The sequence below is a fragment of the Bifidobacterium sp. ESL0728 genome (assembly GCF_029392015.1).
GTDB lineage: Bacteria > Actinomycetota > Actinomycetes > Actinomycetales > Bifidobacteriaceae > Bifidobacterium.
In genome coordinates this window covers 1362626-1380839 of the sequence record NZ_CP113925.1, presented here as the reverse complement: position 1 = coordinate 1380839, position 18214 = coordinate 1362626, and the positions used below count along the sequence as shown (strand labels likewise).

Below are 18214 nucleotides of genomic sequence, written 5' to 3'. Positions count from 1 at the left end.
GAGTTAACGATGGATTTCAATACGCTATTCGATCCCAATGTCCACGTCCGGTCGCTGACGCTGGTGCGTCACGGACGTACCGCCTACAACGCTTCCGGCCGTATTCAAGGCGTCACCGATATTCCTCTTGACGAAGTCGGCAATTGGCAGGTCCATCAGACCGGCCGGGCCCTGAAGGAGCTTTATGTTGACGGCCAGAAGGACCAGCAACGGCATCGCTTGATCGTCGCTTCCGATCTGGGACGAGCCATGGCCACCGCCCATGCCTTCGCCGACCTGATCGGCGAGGAAGTCCATCCGGACCCGCGAGTTCGCGAACGGCACTATGGCGATTGGGAAGGTCAGGCGACCCGGGATATCATGGAAAAGTATCCTGAGGATTTCACCTCCTGGCTTCACGGCGAGGGCGGCGAACTCAAACATAACGTCGAACCGGACAAGCATGTCGGTCAACGGGGGACGCAGGCCATCGCAGAATGGGCTGGCAAAGCCGAGCCGGACACCGACCTTTACGTCTTCTCGCACGGTGCCTGCATCGCCGATACCGTACGTACCCTTTTGAACGCGGACGAAGACGCCGACGCCAATTCTGCTGTCTTCTCGATGCGCAACGCGCACTGGGCCAGGCTCATTCCCATTGCCATTGTCGGCAAACCGCTGCGGTGGGCTCTTTCCGACTACAATCACGGGCCTGCCATCGCCGATACGCCCGAATGGGAGAATCCTAAGCTCTGATTTGGTTTTTCACCGAAATTGTCCTGTTTTCCAGGTTTTCAAGCCATTTAGTCCGGTCATACAATGCGTAGGTGTTTAGTCTTACATATGGATTTATAGGCTAAGATAATAAGTGTATGGCAACGATATGTTTTCGTACCTCGACCATCACATACGATCATTCGGTGAGGGTCGGGTGGATTGAATCTCTTAAAACAAGGGGAATTATTATGGGTATTTTCGATGACGCCAAGGATGCAGCCAAGCAAGCCGGCGAGAAGCTTGGCAAAGCCGCTGCCGACGTGAAGGACAAGGCTGCAGATGTGGTCGATGACACCAAAAAGAAGGCTGATGATGTCAAAGACAAGTGCTCTGATAAGGCCGATGAGGCCAAGGCCAAGGGCGAAAGCGCGGTAGCACAGGGCAAGGAGCAGGCCACCGAGGCCAAGAACGCGGTCAAGCAGCAGGTTCGCGACAACAAGTGAAAACGAAGTTTCTGCTGATGGGTAGGGCTTCAAACATGATGTGATATCGGTTTGAGGCTCCTGCAGCAAGATGAAAGCCGCCATCGCGCAAGAAGCGTTTCGGCGGCTTTCGTTATGTTTCGGATACATTTATCACTATTACATTTTCAAAAGAAAAATCTCTGCTACCAGGCCATGGAACATGTGGTTTTGTTATTCGGGTCGCATGTCGCAAACGCAATCGGCTACATGGTAAATCCGGATGAAGCAGCCGTTTACGTGGCTTTCTGCTGGTAAAGTTGAATGCTGGAAACTAGAATGACGCGGGCCTGGCAGGAAACGAGGCATAAGATGAACGAAATGAGCCGTAGGATCTGGTGGCAGGTGTATCCTTTGGGCTTCTGCGGGGCTCCGGTGCGCCCGCAATCCGATGCGCAACGTCTGAAGACCCCCAGGCTTGATCGTCTGATCAACTGGCTGGATTACATGAAAGGCATGGGCTGCGACGGACTTTTACTTGGCCCGATTTTCGATTCCGACACCCATGGTTACGACACCATCGATTTTTACAAGATCGACCCCAGACTCGGTGACGACGAGGCATTCGACCGTTTGGTGGCGGCTTGCCATCAACGCGGAATCGCGTTGATGCTGGACGGCGTTTTCAATCACGTCGGCAGGGATTTCCCGGAGTTCCAGCGTGAACTCAAACGGGCGGAAGGCGAGGTTGAAGCCGGAAAGTCCGTCGGGCATAATAGCGATGACATGTTCAGCTTCTTTTCGGCCGAAGACGGAACGCTCGATTATAAGAATTTCGAAGGCCATGCGATTCTTCCCGCCTTCAACCATGAGGCGTCTCGGGTCGCCGATCTGGTGACCGATGTAATGACTCATTGGATGCGCCGTGGCGTGGATGCCTGGCGTCTGGACGCGGCCACGACGGTGCCGTCTGCTTTCTGGGCCAAGGTGTTGCCTCGTGTGCGCCGTGAAATTCCGGATGCGTGGTTCATAGGCGAAGCCATTCATGGTGATTATCCGCAGTTTGTACGTGATTCGACCATTGACACCGTCACCCAGTATGAGCTGTGGAAAGCGATCTGGAGCAGTCTCAAGGAAGCGAATTTCTTCGAACTTGATTGGTGTCTGAAGCGTCACGACACGTTCCTGGAGACCTTTACGCCACAGACGTTCATTGGCAACCACGACGTCACCAGGATTGCCAGCCAAATCCAGGACGAGGAAAAGCTTGCGCTGGCTGCTGTGATCCTCTTCACGGTCGGCGGCACGCCCTCGGTCTATTACGGCGATGAGCGAGCCATGTTGGGTGACAAAACCGATGGGGTCGGCGGCGACGACATCGTTCGTCCCGAATACCCGGAAACGCCGGAAAACCTGTCGCTTGACGGCGAATGGATGTACCGGCTCACCGGTCAATTGGCCGCAATCAGAAGTGCGCGTCCGTGGATGGTTGACGCCACCACGGAGCCGACCTTGCTCGAAAACCGCCATTATGCCTATGACCTCAAAGCTCGTGACGGCAGTGCCAAGCTCCATATCGACATGAATCTAGACTCGACTCCGCACTCTGACATCTACGAAGACGAATCCTCCGTACCCCTGCTCCATGTCGAGCATCATGCGGTGTGATTGGTCGAGGAGAGTCTGCGTCGCGTTGCGGATTGTGGCTAACTTTGCATATCGTCAAAGTTGCGGAGTCAATCACGAAATTTGCCCTCAAAGTGTGATTAGCTTTGCGAAAGGATTCTGGATACAGAGCTAATAACGGAAAAGACGTGAAAAATGTGATTATCTCTGCATTTCGTAAAAAGTACAGAGATAATCACATTTAACCTTTGACATGTTGTCTTGTATTACTTGGCGAAAGGCTCGGAGGCCTTGTTGAGCGCTTCGACCTCGGCATCGCTCAGTGTGAGTGTGCTGGAAGCCAGCAGGTCCGGCAGTTGCTCCGGGATACGGGCAGAGACGATTGGTGCGGCGACCTGCGGACGATGGCGCAGCCAAGCCAGCGAGACCGTGGCGATGGCGACGTTGTGGGCTTTGGCCACTTTGTCGAGCGCATCGATCAGCGCGAAGCCGTCGGGCGTGAGGTAATCAGCGACCATGCCTTGACGTGCCTTACCCTCGGCGTCCGCGGCCGAACGGTACTTGCCGGTCAGGAATCCCGCAGCCAGAGCGAAGTAGGGAAATACGGAAAGCTGCTCGCGCTTGGCGACGGGGGCCAGCGTCTTCTCGTAGTTGCCTCGGGAGACGAGATTGTATTGCGGTTCGAGGGCGACGGGCAGCGTGTAACCGTTCTCGCGGGCGATTTTGAGCCATTCCTCGATGCGGTCGGCCGAAAAGTTGGAAATGCCGATGGCGCGGACCTTGCCGGATTTGACCAGCTTGTCGAAGGCGGCGACGGTCTCTTCCAGCGGGGTATCCTTATGGTCGAAATGCGCGTAATAAAGGTCGATGTAATCGGTTCCGACCCTCAGCAGCGACTCATCGACGGCCGCAGCGATGTTCTTGGCGGAGAGTCCGGGATATTGAGGATGTTCGCTCACCTTGGTGGCGATGACCATGTCATTGCGGTTTTTGCGGGTTGCCAGCCAACGGCCGAGCACGATTTCGGATTCGCCGCCCGAATGGCCGGGAACCCAAGCCGAATAGACGTCGGCCGTATCCACGAAATTGCCGCCGGCGTCGACGTACTTGTCGAGCACGGCGTCGCTGGTCTTGTCGTCGCTGGTCCAGCCGAAGGTGTTGCCGCCGAGCACCAGTGGGAAGACCTTGAGGTCGCTTTGCCCGACGTTGATGCGATTTTCTGCCATAACTGTTGATTCCTTTCGTTATGCAAAGGATTTGCCGCCGATTGGCAGCTTCCCCCATTCCCATTGTCTCGCAGAGCAAGGGATTGGTATCTTCTTTTGGCTTGTCGAGAAGCGGATACGCCGACAGCTGATAAGTTCCCTTGCTGCGAAACGCCAATGGAGTGTTCGTCGTCGAACGCTTTGTGTGCAGCCGAAACATAATCGGATTATTCAATGTTTAGAGACGGATCCCGGGATTCAAAAAATACATCATTGATGATATCAGCGTTGCGGATCCGAGAAGAAAGACGATGTTCGGATAGTGGGTATCGAGTCGTTGACAGTTGCCTTAAAAGAGGCTAATCGGGTCATCTTTCTGGATCGGACGAATACACCCCGGGTCGTCCTCTCCTGATTTTGGTTCAGCCACCTCATAATAGGAAAGGTTTTCTGATATACCAAGTCCTACATCGTGAATTTGCGAGATGATGTCGTTGCCTTCGACCTCAGGATCAAGCCATTTTTCAATCATGCTTGCTGCAATGAGCAGTGGCATACGGTTGTGGATTTCAGCCAGACCGTCGATTGCCTCGCAAGTCACGACGGTAGCCGTCAGACGCCATTCAGAAGCGGCATTTGCCCGCCACCACGAATACAAACCTGCCATAGCAAGCGTCACGTTCTCAGGAGCATGGAAATAGAACGGCCGTTTGCCTTTAAATTCGAAATATCCAGCGGCAGGAATGATTGCTCGGCAGCTACGCATCGCGTCCCTGAACGTGGGTTTCCGCGCAGCGGATTCCATACGCGCGTTATAGGTGGGGTAGGCGAGCTGCGGGGTTTCGCTCCAAGACGGTATCAATGACCAGTTTCCGCCGCGCAAGTGTCGTTTGCCTTTGTTATCTGCTGCGATGACTCCGATTGTCTGTTTTGGTTCGACGCGAAAAGTGCGCGCAGGCAGCGTCTGGGTTTTGATGTCTTCATCGGCTACCTCGAATTGGCGACCGACGGCGTTCCAGTCAAGATCAAGTGAGAACCTACGACACATTTTCGTTCCTTTAACCAATCAACGACACATGACATAGCAAGCATACAAAATGAGGGCCTCCAAAAGGGGAGACCCTCATTTAATCAATGGCTTAAATCATTGGGTTCAAGCCATCGCCAGCAATCATTCAGTCCTTGCTGATGGTGGTGCCGGCCTTGGGGCCAGCGGAGAGGTCCTGGATCTCGGTGATCTCGAGGACCGGGATGGTGGCGGGCTTCTTGGTGCCGTTCTTCTCGGCGACCTTGACCTGCTCGTCGTAGATGGCGTCATCGGAGTGGAGGGTGACGTTGCCGCGGAAGCGGTAGCCCTTCTTCTGCTCCAGGTTGGCGAAGCAGATCACCAGCGGGCTGCCGTCCTCAAGATTGCGATAATGCTGGCCGGCAGTGCGCTCGTGATAGGCGAGGTGGTTGTCGTCGAGCACGAACATCGACATCTTCGGGCCGAGATCGAGCTGGCCCTCCTTGCTGACGGTCGCGATCCAGGCAAGATTGTTGTTGATGAATTCCTTCATTTCCGGGGTAAGAGTAGCCATATTGCTGTCCTTTCAATCGAACTGCTTTCTATACGCTTCTATCTTACGTCGTTGAGCCCGAGTTCACTGATAAAAGCGTGTGACATTGCTCACCGCATACCGCCAAACCGAAACAGCGGCCAAACGGTTATGAAAGGACTATTGCACTCTCCTTTTTAAATGCAGTATTTACCTGAATTCACAAATCTGCGATACAAAAATGTGACCAATGCGTGAAATGTTGGAATGAGCAAAATTTCATTGTGTTTCTAGGCGTGTCGCAGCGAGAAAATGACCTAATTTAGATAACAATACGTGGTTTAAATGTCTGTTGACGCGAAGTGGCTCACGTTTGCTGCAGGCGACGATACGAAGAGAAACGTAGTCGGCGCAGGCTTGTCGGGTCCCTCGCCGAAACGGAAGTTGAAAGAGAAAGCCCGACATGGCTGACGATACGGATTCGGACATGCAGGAGATGCACAAGAGGGAGAGGGCCATGGCCCATACGCTTGCCTCCTATCTTTCGTCAAAAGGCACCGGACGGCGTGGTTTCCAAGGTTTGCGTAGCCGGCTTTCCCGCAATTTCCCGCCCAATTTGGCCCGTCTTATGCTGCTGTGCTGCGCCATGCTTTGGGGCGGCAGCTACCTGGTCGCCAAGATTGCGATGGCCGCGATCACACCGCAATGGTTGATGGCGTTGCGCACCGGCGGGGCGTGCCTCATCATGTTCCTGCTTTTTCATAAAACCATCATTCGCTCGCTCAACAAATCGATGCTTGTGCCTGCCCTCGTCGTCGGTGTCACCTACTGGGGCACCATGGTCCTGCAGACCAAGGGCCTTCTGACGATCGACCCCGGACGAAGCGCGTTCCTGACGGCTTCCTATTGCGTGCTTACACCTTTCGCCGCTTGGTTCGCCACGAAAAACAGGCCGCATAACATCAACATCATCGCCGGCGTGATCTGTCTAATCGGTGTCGGCTTCGTTTCACTGAAACCCGGTGGTCTTTCGCTTTCCCCTTCACTGGGCGACTGGTTGACCATCGGTTGCGCCGTCGTGTTCTCATTCAACCTGACCTATCTCGGCGTCTATTCCAAGAAATTCAATGCCATCGCGGTCACTTTCGTCCAATTCGCCGTGGCCTGCGTGCTGTTCCTGATTGGTGCGATCCTCACCGAGCCCATGCCGAACGCCTCGTGGCTCGAACCGAAAATCATCATAAGCTTCCTTTATCTGTTCATCGGAGCCACCACCTTGGCGCAGCTTATGCAGAACATCGGTCTGGCGCACGTCTCGGCATCGTCGGCCTCGGTGGTGATGTGTACCGAAAGCCTGTTCTCCGAACTGTTCTCCATACTCTTCTGGGGATCGACGTTGACCTTTGCGACCCTGGTCGGTTTCGCGTTGATTTTCCTGGCAGTGCTGATGTCCATTGTGCACCGTTCCATAATCGTCAACCTGTTCCGTCGGGTGGAAGACTGGGTGCACGACCGGCGCAAGTAGTAGTAGTTCTCTGCCTTTTTCGGAGTTCCTGAATGGTTATCATTCTTCCTTGGTTTCCATTCTTGAAGTGGTGAAACAGCGGTGCAGACATCTTTTTCGATAGTGACAATTATTTGTATAATTCGACATTCGTGTTCGCCGTCACCGGGGTTTTGTAATATTTAGCTTCCTACCTGTAAGCGTTCGGCAAGGTTTTGCTCGGTTTTCAGGTTTTTCCAATTTCGTTCGTTAGTCTTATGTATCGTGAAGAATTTTTTCAAGGGGATTTCCGTCTCGCAGATCATAGCCGGTGCGCTAGCTGCGGTCACTTCGTTCCTGTTGGCAGCAAAAATCGGCATTGCGGGTTCGGTAATCGGTGTCGCCGTCGGTTCCATCGTTTCGGCGGTCGCCTCACAGATCTATCAGAATGTGCTCAAGGAATCCGGCAAGAAGTTCCAGGAGAACGCGCCGCAGAATGACGATACCGCACAGCAGGCCGCCATTGGCGCCGGTTCGGATGATGAAACACGGGTCATCGGCTCCGACGCCGAGCATCATGGGCAATTGACGAATCCGGTCGCGGTGCAAAGCGTCCATGGCACTCCTGTTTTGCGTATGGACGGGACTTCGCCGAGTTTGGCCGCGTTGGCACGTACCGAGAAGATGGGAACCGGCTCGGAGCAAAATGACGCGACCAAAACGTTGTCCGTAAATGGACAGGATGGCAAGAATATTGCCGGGAACGATAGGGACGGAAGCGATACAAGCGTCGCCGGAGCCACAAAGGATAAGGGCGATAAAAACGTTGTCCAAAACAGCAGCGACAAGACCAAGAACGATTCCACCCAGGTTTTGACACCTGTGGCTTCAGGCAAGACCACGGTGATGCCGCCGGTCGGTCAGAAACAGCAGGGTAAAGCTGTTTCCCGTACCGGCAAAAAGCTCAAGGGCGGCCCGGGGCAGAGCGACGGCCATATCCGTGTGTTCGATTCTTCCAAGCAGAAGCGCTACAAGCGGCTGGCAATCGTTGTCGCCGTTGTCAGTGCTTTGGTTGCAGTGGGCATCACTGCTGGCGTGATTTCGCTCGTGACCAAGGGTGAAGGCACCGATCACGTGGTGCGTAATATCGTCACGAATTCGACCACCAAGAACCCGAAACAACAGAAGGATGATTCCGGCAATACGCCGACTGACAGCAACCGGAAAACCGATAACGACACGCAAAAGAACAGCGATACGACCAATCAAAACAATTCCGGCACGACTTCCGATTCCGGCTCCCAGAGCGGTTCGGCCTCCAACGGCACAGGAACCGGCAACAGTTCTGGAAATTCTGGAAATTCAAGCAGCGGCAATTCGGGCAGCAGCAATTCCGGAACAACCGGCGGCACCACTTCGGATTCGAACGGTTCCTCCAGCGGTTCCACCGATTCATCGAGCAGCGGCACGAGCGGCGGTAGTAACAGTAACGGCTCTACAGATTCCGGTTCCACGAGTGGCTCGACTTCCGGCAGCACGGGTACGAGCGGCAACGAATCCGGATCGACTTCTTCAGGCTCTCAGTCGGGAACAGGCACGCCTGGCGCGACTTCCGGAGCCAAGAAGTGAGCATGGTGAGTTGACATCAGGAAGGCCGGATCGGGAGCGGAACGAGGCTTCCAATCCGGCCTTTCTATGCTTGTGCCGTTCCTGGTTGTTTCGTTATTTTCAATTAGCGTAGTGGTTTTCTTGAAGGAAGATAATCGAACGAAAAGTCTTGTGCCGTCTTGTCTTAGCCGTAGTTAGAGGCTTTCCAACGACACGCCGGTTTGGTCATTTGGGGAGTTTGTTGTAAAGTATCTAAGGCTTCGCAAGGAGCAATAATTAAATCAAGACCGGGGCTATGGCGCAGCTGGTAGCGCATCTCCATGGCATGGAGGGGGTCGGGAGTTCGAATCTCCCTAGCTCCACCGGTAAGGCTTTCGAGGGTTTCCTCGGAAGCCTTTTTTCATGCCGTTTTCGGCGTGTTTCCAAGGCTTTCCGCCTGTTTTCTTGGTTTTCAAGATGATGTCAGTATGACCCATAAATGGTCGGGATAACGTATATTTAGGTTACGATTTAGGTTACGCACCTGACCGGAAGGGTCGGTGCGGTATGCCGAGGAGAAAAGCAATGCGTTCTGAGTTCGGGACGATTACCTACAGGAAGAACAGGAAGGGTGAGGCGGTGTCGCTGCTCGCCCGCTACACCAATCCTTTCGGTTCCGGCCAGCAGATTAAGCAAGTCGTTCCCGTTGGGGTCGAAGGCGTTGGCTCAGGCTTGGCTCGACGGTGAACAGGACTATCTTGAGCATTGCCAGCGTGACCATGAGCAGTGGTTGCCTCCCAAGGAACGCGAACGGCTTCTAGAACGCGACGAGGTGCTGTTTTCCGATTATGCCGCCCAATTCCTTGAAAGCTATCGTGCCGCCGATGGCTCTCAACTGACCGAGGCGTCCATGCGCAAGAAGCGTGAGGCCGTTGCTCATTTGACCGGTTTCTTCGACGGCATGAAACTCTCCGATATCACTGAGGGTGATGTAAACGTGTGGCTGGACGGCTATAACGATGGCGTCCATTCGCAACGTCATGCCTACCAAACCTTGAAGGAGATATTCGCCAAGGCCGTGCGTGAGGGCATCGTGGAAAAATCGCCCTGCACGAGGCCGAACCCGAAACTGCCGAAGTCCAAGCAGTCGGATATTCCTGCCGCTACTCAGGAAGAGCTGGAGCTTATCTACCGTGCCATGCCTGATTACTGTCGTATCGTGGTGTATCTGGGGGCGGTGTTCGGCCTGCGTATCTCGGAGGTATGTGCGTTGCAGAGGCGCGACTTCGATTTCAAGCGGGGTGTGTTGCATGTGCGCCATTCCTTGTCGCGTGGCAAGGGAGACGTGGGAGAGTTGCGTTTGAAGGGAACCAAAACGGAGAGCAGCAACGCCGACCTGCCCATACCTGACGGTTTCGTGCCGATGCTCAGACAGCACATGACTGAGCTTCGCGACAAAGCTCCTGAAGCCATGGTGGTGCCCTCGCGCGGCGGGGGCATCATGAATCCGAATACGCTTCGTGGTATCTTCGACGGGGCGCGTAAGGCCGCCGGACGTCCCGACCTGCATTTCCATACGCTTCGCGCCACGGCCATCACCACGGCTGCCGTGGTCGGCGGGACTCCCAAGAAAGTGCAGCAGTATGGTCGCCATGCAGATGCCGAAATCAGTCTACAGCTCTACCAGCGTGCCGCCGATCGTGGTGAGAAGCGTTTGGCCGATAAGGTGTTCGATTCGTTGGTCGCACCCGAGCGCACGCCGAAGTTTGTCAGGACTGAGCTTGCTACGGCGAGGAAACGGCTTCAGGATGCCCGGGACAGGGTACAGAGGCTTGAGGATGAGTTGGAGGCTCTGGAGTCGGAGAAATGGCGTCGCAAGCCCGTGAAGGCCACGGGCACAGCGCCCCGCGCGTAGCCTGAGGCCGTAGCGGGCGCGGCAGAGCCGTCGAAACGGCTCCGGTCTGACGGTCTCGCGTTCTGCCGCTTACGGGGTAAAAGGGATAGTGTTACCCTTTTACCCCGCTTCTGTATCTGTGTCTTGATATCTGCGCTTCGCAGCGTTTGCAGCGCCTTTGCCGTTTTCAAATCCGCAGTCGTCGGTGTGTCGCACTTCTGTGTCTTTTTTCTGAAGTGTTGGGTCTGTTATTGCGGCGTTTCGCGCCGCTACTACGACCTGAATGGAGAGACGACTGAACAATGAAAATCCTGAGGGACACACGTTATTCATCGAAGGCAGATTATCCAAAAACGACATCATTGACTCCAACCACGATACGAACGATACAATTTCAAAAGCCCTAATCAAGACGAAAATATCATTCGATAACAGGCACACATTCGGCCGTGTGACACGAGGAACACCCTAGGCCACAGGGAAACTACCTGGGAGAGGATATCCATGGTCTGTGCCCCCATATTTGAAAAGATTCGGGCGGATATAAGGGCATAATAAAGCCTCCTCACTATATGTAAGGAGGCTTTATTAGTTATTCAATCAACCCATATTGATTGGAATCCAAGTGTTCATAGGCTGACCCGGAGCTGCAGGTGTATTCCAATTTCCTAAACTACCTGAACCATCCCAAGTGGAGCCGGAGCCGTTGTTGGACGGAGCTGGAGAAGAATGAGAAGGAGCACTCGGGGCACTGTAGTGAGGGGCGCCTGAAGACTGGCTTGGGGCTGGGGCGTTATAGTGGTGCGGGGCTGAGGAACCATTGCCACGGCTCGGGGCACTGTAACGGCTGCTGCCACCTCGTGAGGAACTACCATTACGGGACGGAGCCGAATACCCTCCGTTGGAACCCTGCATGGAACCACCCGACTGAGCAGCTTGCTGCTGGGCTTGCGCGTCCTGAGCGGACTGGGCAGCGGCTTGCGCGGCTGCGTCGGCCTGCTGCTTTGCGGCTTGGGAAGCGGTGACCGACTTCTGGGCGGCGTCAAGCTTCGAAAGCATATCCGTCAAGGGCTTAATACCCTTGGCCTTCATGCCGGTCGCCTCGTCGATGACCTTCTTCAGGGCGTCACGGGTCGCATTGTCCGCCACCTGCCCGTTCGACGAATTGTACAGGTCGTTAGCCGCCTTAAGTGACGCCTTCAAATCAGCCTTCGCCTTGTCAACCCGCGAACCCGTCACCTTGCCCTCGAGGTCGGCAAGCTTCTTGGTCTCCGTGTTGACCTTTTCCGTGTAGTTCTTCTGAATGCCCTTCGCCCTCGAAGTCTCCCACACCAACATGCCGTTCGGGCTAACCGTCGGGGTCTCGGTGGTGTTCCTCTCGGATGCCTTTAGCTCGCCTTGCAAAGCGGTGAGCGTCTTCGCATCCGCCACTTGCTCCAGCTTCACATCTTTCACGAGCTTCTGTGCCTTGTTGTATTCGCTGATGAAAGCCTCTGAAGCCTGTTTCGAGGAACAGATGCTCGAATTGTATTGGTTATTGGAAGCATATGCAACGCCGCCGTAACCGCCTACGATCACGATGGCCGCTATCGCCGCAATCATGATATAAAACTTCCGGCCATGTTTCCTCTTCGGTTCGGCTTCATCCTCGGTGTTCTCGGAATCATCGACGGTTTCCACGCTGTCACTGGTTTTGTCCGGTTCGATGTCCTTCGGATTCTCGACGGTTTCCTTGTCTTCCGCAGCCTCGACGCCTTCTTCGTCTTTCGGCCCCGTCTTGTTCTCTTCGTTGTCGCTCACGTCGAATCTCCCTTGTGTTCTTCCTGCGTCCATTCTCGCAATACGACAAGACCGGCTGTCATGCGATATTGTCCACCCGCACTTTTGCCATGCACGTATGATCACGTATACATGATATAGCGGTTGCATGGGTGTTATGAAAGCCTATGAGGATGCATGAGCGGGCTACGCGAGGGAGCTAGGGCTGAGCATCGAGCGGGTACGCGAATCCAATGGCTTTGCTCAAGACAGAGTGGCTGATGATTAGGGACTGTCCCACATCAACTACTGGAAGTTCGAACGCGGTGAGCAGAACCTAATACGCCTGCCAATCCCATCCTGAGGAACATGCTCACCGTCTTACAGGCACTCGGTCTGGAACTGGCTGACCTGCTGCCCGGGCGCACGCCGAATCTATGAACTCTGTAGGCATATGGCAGAATATGCCATTACATCTCAGGGTATTTCAACAATGAGCTACGCAAGAAATTACACCGGATCGGCTCACTGATAATAATCGATGGGAATAAAGGAATATTTTTAAAAATAGGGGATCTCTATGGCTTTCAATCAGGACTTTCAAGCGTTTTCTAGGAGTTTTTTTATTCCATTTTCAACGAGTTTATAAGGTTTTCGGAGTGTTCCTTTGATTTCTGTAATCGTGTCAGGTTGACCAATGAATTGTTGGGATATCGTATACATTACGTCCCTGCCCGGAGGGGTCGGTGCGAAAGTCGGGAAAGTCACGCGTTCTGTATCCGTTACAGTGGCTGTAGAAGAAGCAGAAAAGCGGAGGGTGTCATTCCTTGTTGGCGCATTAAGCTTTTCGGTTCCAGTTTTGAATGAACAAGTCGTTCTTTAGTAAATTCAAAAAGAATTGTACACAAATACTGAAGAAATTCAAAAACTAATGCTTTGCAAAGAAGAATGAATTCTGAGGCAAGTCAAAAGCAAATAAATTGTTAATTTTAAAAACTCACTAGACTTGCCTTAATATATCGCACGATTTAAATGGTGTAAAAGTAGCCATGCCGGAATCCTGTATGCAAGACGTCGCTTAGTTTCTTTAATTTTTCAGGATTTTCATCGTTAATATAACCAGTGGCATCGAAATTAGCTACCAGTGTCACATTGTCTAAAGCTATCCAACCAGCTGCCTCCTCGGTTTTGAAATTTTCAGCAGGCGGGAACTCTTTCTGATGTTGTATGACAATCGGATTAGTGTGCGAATAATTCTTGTCCGCAAGTGGTTCTCCGTTTTCAAAGTGCACATCTCCTATAAGTGCTGCATGACTTCCGTCGTTCTTTCGAACGGTTAATATCACCTGTTTGGTTTTATATTTTTTAAACTTGACTAAGCCGAATTGGACATTTGTCTTAAAAGTGACTTTACCTCCATTTTCGAAAGCAGTGTTAAATAGATACTTTATAGTTTCATTCGGTTTCGCATTATTAGAATCGTCTTTTTGTTGATGTCCTGCTTGGATTACAAGAACAAATTTCTCGTTCATTTTTGCTCCTTGAAGTTTATCTACATTGATTCGCAATTTAATTATACAGTCACGTGGCAAGACTCTTTGTCTAAGATGCATTCAACGCGTCTGAAGCAAGCGTTGCTATAGAATTGTCGTTGCTATATTCCAAATTGAGGCCTTATTAAAACCTGATTATCGTAAATGGTAATTTTCAGTTAGCGATAACGAAAGTATGATAACAGATAGATTTAATATCGAGTGGGTGATTTCAAAAAAATATCAGGAGAAATAAATCGACTCTGTCCAGTTTGGGGTTTGAAATTCTCTGTCGGCTTCCATGGCATCAATACCTGTTTGGTTGTATTCCGTTGCTTTTGAATTCAGCCTTTCCGCATAAGTCATAATGAATCCTCTTCGTCCATTTTCCCCAAAATTTTGCAAAACAACTGGACGAACTGATTTTGGTGTTGAATATTCCCATACGGTGTCTTAAAGAGACGGCTCTGCGTTAGGCTGGAAACAGGACGAACAATTATTCTAAGGAGTCGCAATATGAGCGAGGACGCGATGTCACAGGAAAACGCAGCCAAACAAGGTAACGGAAGCGCGAAACCGACGGAGCCGAAACTTCGCCCGACCGGCGAACACACCACGAGCCACGCGATGGAGCTCAATAGCGAGACCATTCATTATCAGGCGACCGTCGGCACCATCACCATCGATACCAAGGACGTGAAACCCGCGGCCAGCGATTTCTATGTGGCCTTCGAACTGATTGACGAAACCGGCAAAGCCGACACCACGCGTCCGGTCACCTTCATCTTCAACGGCGGCCCCGGCTCGTCCTCAACGTTCCTGATGATGGGGTCGCTTGGCCCCAAGCGTATCGACATCCCTGATGCAGCCCCGGTTCCTGCCGCTCCCTACGGTCTCAAAGACAATCCATACACCATGTTGCCGTATTCGGACATCGTTTTCATCGACGCGCCGGGAGCCGGATTCTCACAGATCGCCGAAAAGGCAAGGAAAGAGCTGTTCTCCGTCGATGGCGATGTCAAAGGATTCAGCGCGTTCATCCGCGCCTACCTGACCCGCTTCCACCGCTGGAACTCGCCGAAATACGTGCTGGGCGAATCCTACGGCACCACGCGCGGGGCGGCGCTGTCGTATCGACTTCAGCAGGACGGCGTGGCGCTTAACGGCTTGGTCCTGATTTCCAATATCCTTGATTATGCGTTTACCTTCGACACTTCCGACCAGTTCTATGTCGGTTATTTCCCGACATACGCCACCGTTGCGCACTACCACGGCAAGGCCGGCCAGGATGTAGATATCGAAACGCATTTGAACGCGGCCCGCGAATTCGCCAACGGCCCGCTTCGTACCGCCTTGGCGCAGGGCGATGCCATCGACGAGACCACCAAACGCAGCGTCGCCAAGCGCTACGCCGAGCTGACCGGATTGAGTGAACAATACGTTTACGATTCCGACCTGCGTGTGCTCGACATGCGATTCCGCAAGGAACTGCTGCGCCACAACGGCGGCGAGGACACTGGCATGATCGTCGGACGCTACGACGGACGCAGCAAAGGCTACGACCTTGACCGCACCGCCCAGGAAGAGACGTTCGTCGTTGACGACAGCTTCCTCGACCCAGCCTATTCCAGCGTCGCCAACGCCTATTTGCGCGACGAACTCGGCTGGGACGGCACCGAGGAACGACGCGGTTTCGCCGATTTCGATTGGGAGTCGACAGAACCGGGCAAAGGCTGGACTTGGTGGCACTCGCTGCCTGAAGGCGCCAAGACCTCATGGGGCGCACACATCCCGTTCCCGACGGTCACGCCCGACCTCGCTGCCGCGATCGCACACGAACCGACGCTGAAGGTTATGATCGGCAACGGCATCTACGACCTGTGCACGCCGTTCAACCAGACCGAATACGACATCGACCACATGGCGCTGCCCAAGCCGTTGCGTGGCAACGTGGCGTTCACCTACTATCCTGCCGGTCACATGCTTTACACTGCACCGGAAAGCATCAGGAAATTCTCCGGCGACCTTTCGCGCTTCTACGCGAGCGATGTCGCGGGACTTGCCGACATCAACGAGCGCAAGGCATGAAAGCGCCAAACCGGATCCCGCCCGTGCTTGCGTTGTCTGAAAAGCAGGGTAAGCGCGGCCAGGTTGAAGTCTGAATAAGCCGGAAACGCAGTGGACGGAAAACGCAGAAACACAGGAAACGCATAAACGTAAGGAAGGGGACCAATGACTGATTGGTGGCAGCTGGCGTTGTTGTATGGGCCTGCCGTATTCTTCGGCCTTCTGCTCGTTTTCTCTGTAGTCCAGGAACCGCGGCGCTTCCGCAACGCCGTGTGGCTCGCCCTGTTTGTGCTGTGCCTTTCGAGTGCGCTGATGCTTGATTTCTGGCGGGATTGGGCGTTCATCCCGATTGTGCTGGTGGCCGTATTCACGCCAATCGTCGTCGTCGGGTTTTTGTTGATTAATACCGTGATCGTCGTGCGTCATGAGGGGTTTTCGCTTTCCACCATTCTGCCCGCCCTGTTTGCGCTTGTCATGATGGTGTGCGTGGCCGTTTATCCGCTGACCTTTTATTTCAACGCGGCGCGATGGGGCAAGGGCATTGGCTTGCTGATCGCCTTGGAAGGTCTCTGGTTCTTCTTCACGTTCGCGGCATTGCTGCTCTATTTCACCATTTACCGAATACTGCCGAGACGCCGCAAATACGATTACATCATTATTTTGGGTGCCGGCCTGCAGGGAACGAAGCCTACCCCGTTGCTGCGTGGGCGCATCGACAAAGCCGTTGATTTGTGGAATCGGCAGCACAGTCACGGCCTGTTCATCGTTTCAGGCGGGCAGGGAGCCGACGAGGAAATCAGCGAAGCCGAGGCGATGAAACGCTACCTTATCGAGGAACGGGGCGTGCCGGCCGACAAGATTATTAAAGAAGACCGGTCCACTACAACCTTGGAGAACCTGCGCAATTCCAAAGTGATTATGGATAGGCGTTGCGGTTTGAACGATCCGGTTATGCTGCAGAACCAAGCTTCAGTCGACAATTCTGCAGCTTCCGACAATGATGAAAATAATCGAGGTATATCAGTTTCTTCTTCATCTCCGCAGGCCAAGCCCGGGCGTGTCAAACGGATGAAAAACCGTATGGCCTGCCCCTATCGTGTCGCTGTGGTCACCAGCGATTACCACGTGTTCCGCGCCAGCGAATATGCCCGCAAGATGGGGCTCAAATCCGACGGCGTCGGAAGCCATACCAAAAGCTACTACTGGCCGACAGCCTTCATCCGCGAATTCATCGCCATCAGCAAGGCCCATTTCTGGCCGTATGCGGTCATCGCCGTGTTGTGGGTGACGGGAATGGTCTTTGTACGCTAAAATGTATTGCGAACACAATGTGTCTTGGAGGTCCTTACGTTTGCACGTTCAAACGCGTTCAGACACGTTCAAACGTACTGATGGACCGTCACCGGAACCATTCGCCGGAGTTTCTTTCATCGGCAGGGTGCGGCACAATGAAAACCAATGAGACATCGCACTTAATGGTGACGAGACGATAGATATGGATAACGATAAAGGAGAGGGCATGATTGACGAAGTCATTTTGTTGCGTCACGGAAGGACGTCCTACAACGTCGTTCATCGTTTGCAGGGGCAGGTTGATGTTCCGCTTGACATCATTGGCCAGTGGCAGGTGGACCAGACCGGCTTGGAGCTGGCCAAGCGCTACTACTGGGCCAAAGTCAACAACATTGCCGGCAATCCCGACATTCTGCCACAGCCCGGCCCGCAGGCGGCGAAACAAAGCGATACCAGCGAATATCAGAAGGTTCCCGCAGCCAGACGCAAGATGAAAGTGGTTTCCAGCGATCTCTTCCGTGCCGCTCAGACGGCCCACGCTTTTGCTGATATGCTCGGTCTTCCGGTCACGCTCGACAAGCGTCTGCGAGAGCGCAGTTTCGGACAATGGGAGGGTAAGACACGCCCGGAAATCAAGGCGATGGACGCCGAAGCCTACCGTTCCTGGCGTGCGCATCAGGGAGGCGAGGCCAAGTACGGCGTCGAATCCCGTACCCAAGTCGGTGCCAGGGGAGCCGAGGCCGTGCTGGAACTGCTCAATGAGAATGCGCAGGACGATACGCCGACCACGCTGATGCTGGTCAGTCATGGCTCGTTCATCGCCGCGACCGTCGAGACCCTGCTGGGTATGGACCCTGAGATCGACGAACTTGGCAACATTCCCAACGCCTATTGGTCGACGCTCAATCCTCAGGCCCGGGGCGACGGAAACTATAACTGGACACTTGCCGAGTTCAACTGCGGTCCGGCGATATCGACGATAGCCGATTGGTCCAACGGGCCGGCGGAGCTGCGCTACCCGGGAATGAAATTGATGGAACCGCTGCCCGTCACCGATACGGTCTGAAAGCGAAA

The 18214-nt window shown here is 53.7% G+C and carries 16 protein-coding genes and 1 tRNA gene; 11 read left to right on the top strand and 6 right to left on the bottom strand.

The annotated features are described in order from the left end of the window. The first annotated feature begins 9 nt into the window (after positions 1 to 9). The 3 genes from OZX67_RS05455 (at position 10) to OZX67_RS05445 (ending at position 2825) form a co-directional block, all read left to right on the top strand. On the top strand, positions 10 to 735 hold the full coding sequence (locus OZX67_RS05455) for a histidine phosphatase family protein (protein WP_277141603.1): 726 nt from the start codon (positions 10 to 12) through the stop codon (positions 733 to 735). A gap of 209 nt (positions 736 to 944) precedes the next feature. Beyond that, positions 945 to 1199: a hypothetical protein gene (locus OZX67_RS05450; protein ID WP_277141601.1), complete on the top strand. Its 255-nt coding sequence runs from the start codon at positions 945 to 947 to the stop codon at positions 1197 to 1199. Positions 1200 to 1529: 330 nt separating this feature from the next. Beyond that, positions 1530 to 2825, top strand: coding sequence for an alpha-amylase family protein (locus OZX67_RS05445; RefSeq protein WP_277141599.1), 1296 nt, complete (start codon positions 1530 to 1532; stop codon positions 2823 to 2825). Between the two features lie 224 nt (positions 2826 to 3049). On the opposite strand, the gene OZX67_RS05440 is transcribed toward OZX67_RS05445, so the two are convergent. From OZX67_RS05440 to OZX67_RS05430, 3 genes are all read right to left on the bottom strand, one after another. After that, the gene (locus tag OZX67_RS05440; RefSeq protein ID WP_277141597.1) at positions 3050 to 4009 is read right to left on the bottom strand and encodes an aldo/keto reductase; all 960 of its coding nucleotides are present in this window, start codon (positions 4007 to 4009) and stop codon (positions 3050 to 3052) included. Positions 4010 to 4337: 328 nt separating this feature from the next. After that, a complete protein-coding gene (locus tag OZX67_RS05435) occupies positions 4338 to 5054 on the bottom strand; it encodes an SOS response-associated peptidase (RefSeq protein WP_277141595.1) in 717 nt (238 codons plus the stop codon). Between the two features lie 109 nt (positions 5055 to 5163). Beyond that, positions 5164 to 5568 carry a pyridoxamine 5'-phosphate oxidase family protein gene (locus OZX67_RS05430; protein ID WP_277141594.1) on the bottom strand — a complete coding sequence of 135 codons (405 nt, stop codon included), beginning with the start codon at positions 5566 to 5568 and terminating at the stop codon, positions 5164 to 5166. Positions 5569 to 6154: 586 nt separating this feature from the next. On the opposite strand from OZX67_RS05430, the gene OZX67_RS05425 reads away from it, so the two are divergent. The 5 genes from OZX67_RS05425 (at position 6155) to OZX67_RS05405 (ending at position 10511) form a co-directional block, all read left to right on the top strand. Next, positions 6155 to 7051, top strand: a complete 897-nt coding sequence (locus OZX67_RS05425; RefSeq protein ID WP_348519621.1) for a DMT family transporter — start codon at positions 6155 to 6157, stop codon at positions 7049 to 7051. A 243-nt stretch (positions 7052 to 7294) separates the two neighbouring features. Beyond that, positions 7295 to 8638, top strand: a complete 1344-nt coding sequence (locus OZX67_RS05420; RefSeq protein ID WP_277141589.1) for a hypothetical protein — start codon at positions 7295 to 7297, stop codon at positions 8636 to 8638. 268 nt (positions 8639 to 8906) lie between these two features. Continuing rightward, positions 8907 to 8979 (top strand) — tRNA-Ala (locus OZX67_RS05415). A gap of 202 nt (positions 8980 to 9181) precedes the next feature. Further along, positions 9182 to 9343, top strand: coding sequence for a hypothetical protein (locus tag OZX67_RS05410; protein WP_277141587.1), 162 nt, complete (start codon positions 9182 to 9184; stop codon positions 9341 to 9343). After that, positions 9318 to 10511, top strand: a complete 1194-nt coding sequence (locus tag OZX67_RS05405; RefSeq protein ID WP_277141585.1) for a site-specific integrase — start codon at positions 9318 to 9320, stop codon at positions 10509 to 10511. Before OZX67_RS05410 ends, OZX67_RS05405 begins: the two co-directional genes overlap by 26 nt. 579 nt (positions 10512 to 11090) lie before the next feature. On the opposite strand, the gene OZX67_RS05400 is transcribed toward OZX67_RS05405, so the two are convergent. The 3 genes from OZX67_RS05400 to OZX67_RS05390 form a co-directional block, all read right to left on the bottom strand. After that, positions 11091 to 12290, bottom strand: a complete 1200-nt coding sequence (locus OZX67_RS05400) for a hypothetical protein (RefSeq protein ID WP_277141583.1) — start codon at positions 12288 to 12290, stop codon at positions 11091 to 11093. A 986-nt stretch (positions 12291 to 13276) separates the two neighbouring features. Continuing rightward, positions 13277 to 13780 carry a hypothetical protein gene (locus OZX67_RS05395; protein WP_277141581.1) on the bottom strand — a complete coding sequence of 168 codons (504 nt, stop codon included), beginning with the start codon at positions 13778 to 13780 and terminating at the stop codon, positions 13277 to 13279. Positions 13781 to 14023: 243 nt separating this feature from the next. Next, positions 14024 to 14146: a hypothetical protein gene (locus OZX67_RS05390; protein ID WP_277141579.1), complete on the bottom strand. Its 123-nt coding sequence runs from the start codon at positions 14144 to 14146 to the stop codon at positions 14024 to 14026. Between the two features lie 150 nt (positions 14147 to 14296). Here OZX67_RS05390 and OZX67_RS05385 point away from each other — a divergent pair, with 150 nt between their 5' ends. The 3 genes from OZX67_RS05385 to OZX67_RS05375 all read left to right on the top strand — a co-directional run bounded on the left by OZX67_RS05385 (position 14297) and on the right by OZX67_RS05375 (position 18206). Next, positions 14297 to 15868 (top strand): carboxypeptidase, encoded by a 1572-nt coding sequence (locus tag OZX67_RS05385; RefSeq protein WP_277141577.1) that lies wholly within the window; start codon positions 14297 to 14299, stop codon positions 15866 to 15868. Positions 15869 to 16012: 144 nt separating this feature from the next. Then, positions 16013 to 17158, top strand: coding sequence for a YdcF family protein (locus OZX67_RS05380; RefSeq protein ID WP_277141575.1), 1146 nt, complete (start codon positions 16013 to 16015; stop codon positions 17156 to 17158). A 208-nt stretch (positions 17159 to 17366) separates the two neighbouring features. Next, the gene (locus OZX67_RS05375) at positions 17367 to 18206 is read left to right on the top strand and encodes a histidine phosphatase family protein (RefSeq protein ID WP_277141572.1); all 840 of its coding nucleotides are present in this window, start codon (positions 17367 to 17369) and stop codon (positions 18204 to 18206) included. Positions 18207 to 18214: the final 8 nt, after the last annotated feature.